At 66.7% G+C, this 10,699-nt stretch carries 9 protein-coding genes and 1 pseudogene; 9 read left to right on the top strand and 1 reads right to left on the bottom strand.

The window, feature by feature from the left end:
- Nucleotides 1-644: 644 nt before the first annotated feature.
- Entirely contained in the window at nucleotides 645-926 is a 282-nt protein-coding gene (locus X744_RS151830) for a hypothetical protein (protein ID WP_023760415.1), read from the bottom strand.
- Between the two features lie 199 nt (nucleotides 927-1,125).
- On the opposite strand from X744_RS151830, the gene X744_RS151825 reads away from it, so the two are divergent.
- The 9 genes and pseudogenes from X744_RS151825 to X744_RS151795 form a co-directional block, all read left to right on the top strand.
- Nucleotides 1,126-2,328, top strand: coding sequence for a cytochrome P450 (locus tag X744_RS151825; protein ID WP_023760416.1), 1,203 nt, complete (start codon nucleotides 1,126-1,128; stop codon nucleotides 2,326-2,328).
- A gap of 89 nt (nucleotides 2,329-2,417) precedes the next feature.
- Entirely contained in the window at nucleotides 2,418-3,707 is a 1,290-nt protein-coding gene (locus X744_RS151820) for a cytochrome P450 (protein ID WP_031260620.1), read from the top strand.
- Between the two features lies 1 nt (nucleotide 3,708).
- Nucleotides 3,709-3,990, top strand: a pseudogene (locus X744_RS1000000176280) (ferredoxin); the annotation flags it as partial.
- A 12-nt stretch (nucleotides 3,991-4,002) separates the two neighbouring features.
- Complete coding sequence (locus X744_RS0137445; RefSeq protein WP_031260626.1) at nucleotides 4,003-4,845, top strand: SDR family oxidoreductase; 843 nt, start codon at nucleotides 4,003-4,005, stop codon at nucleotides 4,843-4,845.
- Complete coding sequence (locus tag X744_RS151815) at nucleotides 4,845-6,188, top strand: cytochrome P450 (RefSeq protein ID WP_023760419.1); 1,344 nt, start codon at nucleotides 4,845-4,847, stop codon at nucleotides 6,186-6,188. Before X744_RS0137445 ends, X744_RS151815 begins: the two co-directional genes overlap by 1 nt.
- 147 nt (nucleotides 6,189-6,335) lie before the next feature.
- Nucleotides 6,336-7,325, top strand: coding sequence for a polyprenyl synthetase family protein (locus X744_RS151810; protein ID WP_031260629.1), 990 nt, complete (start codon nucleotides 6,336-6,338; stop codon nucleotides 7,323-7,325).
- A gap of 137 nt (nucleotides 7,326-7,462) precedes the next feature.
- Nucleotides 7,463-9,010, top strand: a complete 1,548-nt coding sequence (locus X744_RS151805) for a hypothetical protein (RefSeq protein ID WP_023760421.1) — start codon at nucleotides 7,463-7,465, stop codon at nucleotides 9,008-9,010.
- Complete coding sequence (locus tag X744_RS151800) at nucleotides 9,007-9,909, top strand: hypothetical protein (protein WP_023760422.1); 903 nt, start codon at nucleotides 9,007-9,009, stop codon at nucleotides 9,907-9,909. The genes X744_RS151805 and X744_RS151800 overlap by 4 nt, the downstream gene beginning before the upstream one ends.
- Before the next feature lie 28 nt (nucleotides 9,910-9,937).
- A partial coding sequence (locus X744_RS151795; protein ID WP_198032248.1) for an alpha-hydroxy-acid oxidizing protein occupies nucleotides 9,938-10,699 on the top strand: 762 nt, incomplete at its 3' end.

Raw genomic sequence — 10,699 nt, forward strand, 5'->3', positions numbered from 1 at the left:
CTGCTCGCTTTCCACGGCTATGGCGCCCGGAGGAGACGATGTCCCGATGTTCAGCGGGAACGGGCACCGTCTCCTCAGGCCACTGTCTAGAGCTTCGCGCGTCGGGCATGGTGCAAGTCGCTTTCATCGTGATTTGATGGTGCTCTAACCAGGAGCAGCAAGCGGCGTGCCATTTCAAATAGAGGTGCTGTTGGACCGCCCCTTCTTCTCGGAGGCCGTGTCTTAGAAGATCGGGCGCGCGCTATGCCGCCTCGTCACACAGGCAACAACGATGCTGTACGGTGCGGATATTCGGCGCGTCAGCCCCGGCTGGGCAAAGACGAACCGGAAGCCGAGCCGATGCATTACCTGAGGCTGGAGGGCACTCCAGTCATTGCGTAGCGTGTGGCGCTAGCGTTCCTGGGAGCGCAGGCACGGCTATCGCGAACATGCGCGTGTCGCAGCGCGCGCTCTTGGGCAAGTGCCCTGGCCCCGTGAGGATCGAATTCCCCAATCGTGTCTGTTTGCCGCCCTCTTATGTTCGAAACTAGACCAGAATGTCGCAGGCCCGACCTAAAGGTCGCCCGAGGCGTTCTGTCCGACACTGTACCGTCGCCTTTGTTGGCCCGCGACACCGGCTTATTTCGCCTAGCTCTTCTCTGTCCTCAGGCTAAGCCGCTGAGAAGCTGCCACGATTTTTTCTGCTGCGGCCAAATTGGCACGAGATTTGAAGCACCTTCGTTGCGGGCCGGGAGCCGCCGACCGACTTTCATTTCGTGGATGACACGAATGGAACGAAGAAAGAAAAGCAAAATGTCAAATCCGCGTCGGATAGCGTCTATGGGCAGGGGGTCCTCGGCGAAACCGCCCTTACCCAACAGCTCGCCGCCCTTGTCGACCCTCGCGCAGGAAATCTTGGCCGGCGGCGAGTCAAAGGCTGACCACACCGACTTTATCCTGACCTCGAAGGTACAGGATAACGTTCTGCATCTCGCCGAGCATTTGCCTAGACGTTAAGCGTTAGCCGATCCTGATAATCGGTCTGCCTTCCGACGACGTCGTCTCCATGCCGTCTTAGGTCTTCTCTACCGCAGCGCCCGCAGGTCACCTTCCGCCCTTCCATCGCTATAGAGTGAAGTGCCACCCATGTCCGAACAACCTTTGCCGACGCTGCCGATGTGGCGCGTCGATCACATTGAGCCCTCGCCTGAGATGTTGGCGCTACGGGCCAACGGTCCGATCCACCGCGTGCGCTTCCCGTCCGGGCACGAAGGCTGGTGGGTGACAGGCTATGACGAGGCCAAGGCGGTGTTGTCCGACGCGGCGTTCCGGCCCGCGGGAATGCCGCCGGCGGCATTCACCCCGGATTCGGTGATTCTCGGTTCGCCAGGATGGCTGGTCTCGCACGAGGGGGGCGAGCATGCGCGGTTACGCACGATCGTGGCGCCGGCCTTCAGCAACGGCAGGGTGAAGCTGCTCGCGCAGCAGGTCGAGGCGATTGCCGCGCAGTTGTTCGAGACGCTGGCGGCCCAGCCCCAGCCCGCCGATCTGCGGCGCCACCTCTCCTTTCCGCTTCCCGCCATGGTCATTGGCGCGCTGATGGGCGTGCTCTACGAGGATCACGCCTTTTTCGCCGGGCTGTCCGACGAGGTGATGACGCACCAGCATGAAAGCGGCCCGCGAAGCGCGTCGCGCTTGGCCTGGGAAGAACTCCGCGCCTACATTCGCGGCAAGATGCGGGACAAGCGCCAGGATCCGGGCGACAACGTGCTGACAGATCTGCTCGCGGCGGTCGACCAGGGCAAGGCGACCGAGGAAGAGGCGATCGGCCTGGCGGCGGGCATGCTGGTGGCGGGGCACGAGAGCACCGTGGCGCAGATCGAATTCGGCCTGCTGGCCATGTTCCGCCATCCGCAACAGCGCGAACGCCTGGTTGGCGATCCATCCCTGGTGGACAAGGCGGTAGAGGAAATCCTGCGCATGTACCCGCCGGGCGCCGGCTGGGACGGCATCATGCGCTATCCGAGGACCGACGTGACCATCGCGGGCGTGCATGTTCCCGCGGAGAGCAAAGTGCTGGTCGGCCTGCCGGCGACGTCCTTCGATCAGCGCCATTTCGACGACCCGGAAATCTTCGACATCGGACGTGACGAAAACCCGCACCTGGCGTTCTCCTACGGGCCCCACAACTGCGTCGGCTTGGCGCTGGCCAAGCTGGAACTCAAGGCGGTGTTCGGTTCGATCTTCCAGCGCTTTCCCGCGCTGCGCCTGGCCGTGGCGCCCGAAGAACTGAAGTTACGCAGGGAGATCATCACTGGCGGGTTCGAGGAGTTCCCGGTGCTCTGGTGATACGCGGACGCCACCAGGAATCCCGATGTTCTCGAATTGCCGGCGCGCCTGCCGCGCCGATCAGATCAGCCAGTCAACAGGTGACCAAGATGGACGTGCAAGACACCATGGCATCATGCCAGGACGCCTTCGCCGAACTGGCGTCGCCAGCGTGCATTCAGGACCCGTACCCATTCATGCGGTGGTTGCGCGAGCACGATCCGGTACATCGCGCGGCGTCGGGCCTCTTTCTGTTGAGCCGCCACGCCGACATCTACTGGGCGCTCAAGGCCACGGGCGATGCTTTTCGGGGGCCGGCGCCAGGCGAACTGGCGCGCTATTTCCCGCGGGCGGCGACCAGCCTGTCGCTAAGTCTGCTGGCGTCCACTTTAGCGATGAAGGAACCTCCAACGCATACGCGTCTGCGCCGGCTGATCTCGCGCGATTTCACCATGGGCCAGATTGACAAGCTGAGGCCGACCATCGCTCGCATTGTCGCAGCGCGCCTGGACGGCATGGCGCCCGCGCTGGAGCGCGGGGAGGCAGTGGACCTGCATCAGGAATTCGCGCTGGCGTTGCCCATGCTGGTTTTCGGCGAACTGTTCGGCATGCCCCCGGATGACATTCTCGGGCTCATCACCGGCATCAGCGCCATTCTGGAAGGCCTGAGCCCGCACGCCAGCGATCCCCAGCTCGCCGCGGGGGACGCGGCCAGCGCCAGGGTGCAGGCCTACTTCGGCGACCTCATACAGCGCAAGCGCACCGATTCCCGCCACGACATCGTGTCAATGCTGGTCGGCGCACACGACGACGATGCCGAGACGCTGTCGGATGCGGAATTGATCAGCATGCTTTGGGGCATGCTGCTGGGCGGCTTCGCCACCACTGCCGCGGCCATCGGCCATGCGGTCCTGGCGATGCTGGCGTATCCCGAACAGCGGCACTGGCTGAAGGGAGATGCCGTGGGGGTGAAGGCTTTCGTCGAAGAAGCCCTGCGCTATGACGCGCCCGCCATGTTCAGCTCCATTCCGCGTATCGCCCAGCGCGACATCGAACTGGGCGGCGTGGTGATCCCGAAGAACGCGGACGTGCGCGTGCTGATCGCGGCCGGCAATCGCGACCCGGACGCCTTCGCCGATCCCGATCGCTTCGATCCCGTGCGGTTCTACGGCACCAGTCCTGGCATGTCGATCGACGGGAAGATCATGCTGACCTTCGGCCACGGCATCCACTTCTGCCTTGGTGCGCAACTGGCCCGGGTGCAGTTGGCCGAGAGCCTGCCGCGGATCCAGGCGCGCTTCCCCACGCTGGCATTGGCCGAGCAGCCGACCCGGGAGCCCTCCGCGTTCCTTAGGACATTCCGCGCGCTGCCGGTACGGCTGCATGGGAAGGAGGGCTGAGATGCGCGTCGTAGTCGATCAGGATCTGTGCGGAACGACCGGGCAGTGCGTGCTGACGCTGCCGGGCACCTTTCGCCAGCGCGAACCGGACGGCGTGGCCGAAGTGTGCGTGGCGACGGCCCCGCAGGCGCTGCACGCCGCCGTGCGGCTTGCGGCCAACCAGTGCCCGGTCGCCGCCATTCGGGTCATCGAAAGCGACGCTGGCCATGACGAGTGCGCCAGCGCCGACCCGGCGCCTTCTCCGACGCAGGCCCAGCGGCATGCCGCGAAAGACCAATGCAATTCAGGAGACACGATGGGAAGGTTTGAAGGCAAGGTGGCCGTGGTGACCGGCGCTGGCGCCGGCATCGGCAAGGCATGCGCTCTCGCCATCGCGCACGGAGGCGGCAGAGTGGTGGTGGCCGACATTGATGGCCCGGCGGCCATCGCCTGCACCGCGCAGATCGCGGCCGAAGCAGGCCACGCGCTGGCCATAGCCATGGATATCGCCGATGAGCAGGCGGTGGCAACGCTGTTCGAGACGGCGGAGCGGCACTTCGGGGGGGTCGACCTGCTGGTGAACAATGCGAGCGCCATGCATCTGACCCCGCGCGACCGCGCGATCCTCGACCTGGACCTGGCAGTCTGGGACCAGACAATGGCGACCAATCTGCGCGGCACGCTGCTCTGCTGCCGGCAGGCCATCCCACGGATGATCGCCCGCGCCGGTGGCGCGATCGTCAACATGTCGTCGTGCCAAGGGCTCAGCGGTGACACGGCGCAGACGTCCTACGCCGCGTCGAAGGCGGCGATGAACATGCTCTCGGCTTCGCTCGCCACCCAGTACGGTCACTCTCAGATACGCTGCAACGCGGTTGCGCCGGGTCTTATCATGACCGAGCGTCTCCTCGCCAAGCTGGACGAGTGCATGCAACGGCATCTGCGCCGGCACCAGCTCCTGCAGCGCGTCGGCCGCCCCGAGGATGTGGCCGCGCTGGTGGCGTTCCTGCTCTCCGACGATGCTGCGTTCATCACCGGCCAGCTCGTGTGCATCGACGGCGGCATGCTGGCGCATGTGCCGACATACGCCGACGGTGGCAACAGCTGCGTCGCGCGCCCTGCAGGCGACACCGAATCGGCGGCGGCGGCGCGCTGCTGATGGACATGCTGCTCAATCCACTCAACCGTCGGCACCGGCTGCGATGCGACATCCCGGTCATGCCTGGCGCTTTCCCCCTGGTCGGGCATCTTCCCGCCATTGTCTGCGACCTGCCGCGCCTGCTGCGGCGCGCGCAACGCACGCTGGGCAGCCACTTCTGGCTGGATTTCGGCCCTGCCGGACATCTCATGACCTGTGTGGATCCGGACGCTTTCTCACTGCTCAAGCACAAGGACGTGTCCTCGGCGCTGATCGAAGAGATCGCGCCCGAATTGCTTGGCGGAACGTTGGTTGCGCTGGACGGCGGCGCGCACCGGCAGGCGCGCGATGCCATCAAGGCAGCGTTCTTGCCCAAGGGACTGACCCAGGCCGGGATCGGCGACCTGTTCGCGCCCGTCATCCGGGCGCGGGTGCAGGCGTGGCGGGCCCGCGGCGAGGTAACCATCCTGCGCGAAACCGGCGACCTGATGCTGAAGCTCATCTTCAGCCTCATGGGAATCCCCGCGCAGGACCTGCCGGGATGGCATCGCAAGTACCGGCAATTGCTGCAGTTGATCGTCGCGCCACCGGTCGACCTGCCCGGACTGCCTTTGCGGCGCGGCCGCGCCGCCCGCGACTGGATCGACGCGCAGTTGCGCCGGTTCGTCCGCGACGCGCGCGGGCATGCCGCGCGCACCGGGTTGATCAACGACATGGTGAGCGCTTTTGACAGCAGCGACGGTCCGCTCTCCGATGACGTCCTGGTCGCCAATATTCGCTTGCTGCTGCTTGCCGGTCACGACACCACTGCCTCAACGATGGCCTGGATTGTAATCGAGCTGGCGCGGCAGCCTGTGCTGTGGGACGCCCTGGTTGAGGAGGCGCAACGCGTGGGCGCGGTGCCGACCCGGCACGCGGACCTGGCGCAGTGTCCGGTCGCCGAGGCGCTGTTCCGCGAGACACTGCGCCTGCATCCGGCGACCACGCTCCTGCCGCGTCGCGCGCTGCAGGAATTGCAACTCGGCCAACGGCGCATTCCCGCGGGCACCCATCTATGCATCCCGCTGCTGCATTTCTCGACCTCGGCGCTGCTGCACGAGGCGCCTGATCAGTTCCGCCTGGCGCGGTGGCTGCAACGCACGGAGCCGATCCGGCCCGTGGACATGCTGCAGTTCGGTACTGGCCCACACGTCTGCATCGGCTACCACCTGGTATGGCTGGAAATGGTGCAGTTCTGCATCGCCTTGGCGCTGACCATGCACAAGGCCGGGGTGCGGCCGCAGTTGCTGAGCGACGTCGAAAAAGGCCGGCGCTATTACCCTACCGCACATCCGTCAATGAAAATTCGAATAGGCTTTTCATGAGCTGGCATCGCATGCCCTGTGTGGCAAGGCAGCGGCGCCGGCGGGGCGCGGCATTGCTGCACTCAGCGCACGCACTCGTGTGACGCCGGCAACACCGTGACGGCTTGCGCTCGCCGTGGCCGTCTCAGCTACAAGGACATCAACAACATGCAGACCGGTTCCACTCCACGCGACCGAATCGGCGTTTCCGCATCCGGCGGATTGGGCGCGCTAGCGCGCGGCGCCTCTGGCGGGCTGCTCCCGGAGATCTGGATGCAGGACGGCGCAAAGCGGGTCGAACAGGCGCTGGCGCGTCTGCTCTGCGCCGAAGACGACGGTAAGACAGAGCTGATGGCGGCCATGCGCTACGCCACCTTGCATGGCGGGAAGCGCACCCGCGCCTTGCTCTGTCTGGCTGCCGGCGCACTGGCGGGCACGCCGGCGCACATGCTCGACGACGTCGGTGCCGCCATCGAGATGATGCACGCCTGTACCCTGGTCCACGACGACCTGCCCGCGATGGACGACGACGTGCTTCGCCGCGGCCTTCCGACCGTGCACGTAAAGTTCGGCGAAGCCACTGCGATCCTGGCCGGCGATGCGCTGCAGGCCCACGCCTTCCTCACCCTGGCGAGCCTGGATGCGCCGGGCGACAACCGTATCGCGCTCGTGCGCGAACTGGCGCAGGCGGTGTCCGCCGAGGGTGCCGCAGGCGGGCAGGCCATCGATCTGTCGTTGGTCGGAAAGCATGCCGGGCTGGACAGGATCCTGGCGATGCACGGGATGAAAACCGGAGCGCTAGTGCGCGCGTCGGTTCGCATGGGCGCGCTATACTCCATCGCGGAGGATGCCGCGCACGCTGCGCTGTATGCTGCGCTCGATCGCTACACCGCCTGTTTTGGCCTGGCGTTGCAGGTGGCCGACGACATTCTCGACGCGACGGCGGATACCGCGACTCTTGGCAAGACCCCCGGCAAGGACGCGGCGGCGCAGAAGCCGACCTGCGCGTCGATCATGGGGCTGCAGGCTGCGCGCCAGTTCGCCCTGTACTTGTTGCACGACGCCGGGGAGGCCATCGCCCCTCTGGGGCCGCGTGCGGAAGGGTTGGCGCAGATGCTGCAGCGGGCCAACGTCTATCTGTCCGCGCCATGCGCATGAGCGCGCCCATCCGTAAGGACTCACCCCTGTGCAGCTGCGATCGGCCGGCGGGCGCTGCATCCCGTGTCGGCGGCGACGTGCGCGGCGTCTGCCCGTTTCTGTGTTCTCGTTAGCCTTCTGCAGAAGGAACATCCCGCGTGAACTTGTCCGAACAGATCCTTTCCGAAATGCGCCACCTGCTGAGCGATATGAGCGACGGCGGCAGTGTCGGTCCGTCCGTCTACGACACGGCGCGAGCTCTGCAGTTCCACGGCAACGTCACCGGTCGACAGGACGCATACGCGTGGCTCATCGCGCAGCAACAGGCCGATGGCGGATGGGGAAGTGCGGACTTCCCGCTGTTTCGCCATGCGCCCACGTGGGCGGCGTTGCTGGCATTGCAGCGTGCCGATCCTCTTCCCGGCGCTGCCGACGCAGTCCACGGTGCAACCCGATTCCTCGAGCGCCAGCCCGATCCCTTCGCCTATGCGGTGCCGGAAGACGCGCCGATCGGCGCGGAGCTGATCCTGCCGCAGTTGTGCGACGAGGCCGCATCCTTGCTGGGTGGCGTGGCGTTTCCGCGCCACCCGGCGCTGTTGCCGTTGCGGCAAACACGCCTGGCCAAGCTGGGGGCAGTTGCGACGTTGCCGAGCGGCCATCCGTTGCTGCACTCCTGGGAAGCCTGGGGGACGTCGCCGGCCACCGCATGCCCGGACGACGACGGCAGCATCGGCATCAGTCCGGCGGCCACCGCCGCGTGGCGTGCGCACGCCGTGACACAGGGAAGAACGCGGCAGGTCGGGCGCACCGACGGGTATCTGCAGGCGGCATCGCGGGCGACGCGCACCGGCATCGAAGGTGTCGTTCCCAACGTCTGGCCAATCAATGTGTTCGAGCCATGCTGGTCGCTGTACACCCTGCATCTGGCCGGTCTGTTCGCGCATCCCGCGCTCGCCGAGGCGGTGCAAGTGATCATCGCGCAACTCGACGCCCGCCTCGGCGTCCGCGGTCTGGGCCCGGCCTTGCACTTCGCGGCCGATGCGGACGACACCGCCGTTGCGTTGTGCGTCCTTCGCCTTGCAGGCCGCGACCCGGCCGCCGACGCGTTGCGCCAGTTCGAAACCGGCGAGCTGTTCGTCACCTTCCCCGGCGAGCGCAATGCCTCGGTGTCGACCAACATCCATGCTCTGCATGCGTTGCGAATGTTGGGAAAGCCCGCCGCCGGCACCAGCGCCTACGTCGAGGCCAATCGCAACCCGCACGGTCTATGGGACAACGAAAAATGGCACGTTTCGTGGCTGTATCCCACCGCGCATGCGGTCTCTGCGCTGGCGCAAGGCAAGCCCCAGTGGCGCGACGAGCGCGCGCTGGCAGCGCTGCTGCAGGCGCAGCGCGACGACGGCGGCTGGGGCGCCGGTCGCGCGTCCACATTCGAGGAAACCGCCTATGCGCTGTTCGCGTTGCACGTGATGGACGGGAGCGAAGAGCCGGCAGGGCGCCGGCGCATCGCGCAGGCGGTGGCGCGTGCGCTGAAGTGGATGCTCGCCCGCCACGCGGCGCATGTATTGCCCCAGACGCCGCTGTGGATCGGCAAGGAACTGTATTGCCCCACCCGGGTGGTGCGCGTGGCCGAACTTGCCGGGTTGTGGCTGGCGCTTCGTTGGGGGCGGCGCGTCTCGGCCGAGGGAGCAGGAGGGGGGCCATGATCCCGACCGATCGCGCGCTGCAGCAGGTGCTGGAGTGGGGGCGTTCCCTGACCGGGTTCGCCGACGAGCATGGCGTGGAAGCAGTCCGGGGCGGCCAGTACATCTTGCAGCGCATCCATCCGAGCCTGCGCGACACCAGCGCCCGCACCGGCCGCGATCCGCTGGACGAAACGCTGATCGTGGCGTTCTATCGCGAACTGGCGCTGCTGTTCTGGCTCGACGATTGCAACGACCTCGACCTGATCGCGCCGGAGCAGCTCGCCGCGGTGGAGCAGGCGCTGGGGCAGGGCGTGCCGTGCGTGCTTCCCGGATTCGAGGGCTGTGCTGTGCTGCGCACTTCGCTCGCCGCGCTCGCCTACGATCCTCGCGACTATGCTCAGCTTCTCTACCATACCCGGTGCTACTGCGCGGCGCTGCGCGCCGGACACGCGCAGGTGGCAAGGGCAGAGCGCTGGTCCTACGCCGAGTACTTGCAGAACGGCGTGGATTCGATTGCCTACACGAACGTGTTCTGTTGCCTGTCGTTGCTATGGGGGCTGGACATGGCGACCTTGCGCGCGCATCCGGCGTTTCGCCGGGTCCTGCGGCTCATCTCCGCGATAGGACGCCTGCAGAACGATCTGCATGGACGCGAAAAGGATGAGTCGGCCGGCGAGGGAGCTAACGCGGCGATCCTGCTGCTGCAGCGCTATCCCGCCATGCCTGTGGTGGAGTTCCTCAAGGACGAGTTGGCCGGCCACACACGCATGCTGCACCGGGTGATGGCGCAAGAACCCTTTCCACCGCCGTGGGGACCGTTGATCGAAGCCATGGCGGCCATCCGCGCGCAGTATTACCAGACCTCAACCAGCCGCTACCGCAGCGACGCTGCAGGTGGAGGCCAGCGTGCGCCGGCCTGAACGCGGGGGAAACGATGGCGTGCGCGCGCTGCCGTCGGTCCGACCCGACGCAACGCCGTCGCCCGATGACGCGGAAGGAGCGAGCATCAGCGACACCAAGTTGAGCCGGCGCAAGGACGACCACCTGGACATCGTGCTGAATCGGCGAACGGCACGGGCCAAGGCCGCCGGCTGGGAGTACATCCGTTTCGAACACTGCGCATTGCCCGAGTTGGATCTGAGGCAGATCGACCTGAGCGCCTCGCTGCTGGGCAAAACCATGCGCGCGCCTCTGCTGATCAGCTCCATGACCGGGGGCATGCCACGCGCCGAGGCCATTAACCGCCATCTGAGCGAGGCAGCGCAAGCCTTGGGGATCGCCATGTGCGTCGGTTCGCAGCGCGTAAGCCTGCAATCCCGCAACTCCCAGGGGCTAACGCGCGCGCTGCGCCGCCTGGCTCCAGACGTTCCCTTGCTGGCCAATATCGGCGCCGCGCAACTGCGCCAGCCCGACGGCCTGGACCTCGCGCGCCGGGCGGTGGATGCACTGGAGGCCGATGGACTCATCGTCCATCTCAATCCGCTGCAGGAAGCGGTACAGCCGGAGGGCGACCGCGACTGGCGCGGCGTCCTGGCGCAGATCGCTCGCGCCGCACGCAGCGTGGGCGTGCCGATCGTGGCCAAGGAAGTCGGGTCGGGCCTGTCCGCCTCGGTGGCCTGTGCGCTCGTCGAGGCGGGCGTGGCGGTGATCGATGTCGCCGGCGCCGGCGGCACCAGTTGGGCCGCGGTGGAGGGCGAGCGCGCCCCCGAT

Source organism: Mesorhizobium sp. LNHC252B00, from assembly GCF_000502955.1.
Classification (GTDB): Bacteria; Pseudomonadota; Alphaproteobacteria; order Rhizobiales; family Rhizobiaceae; genus Mesorhizobium.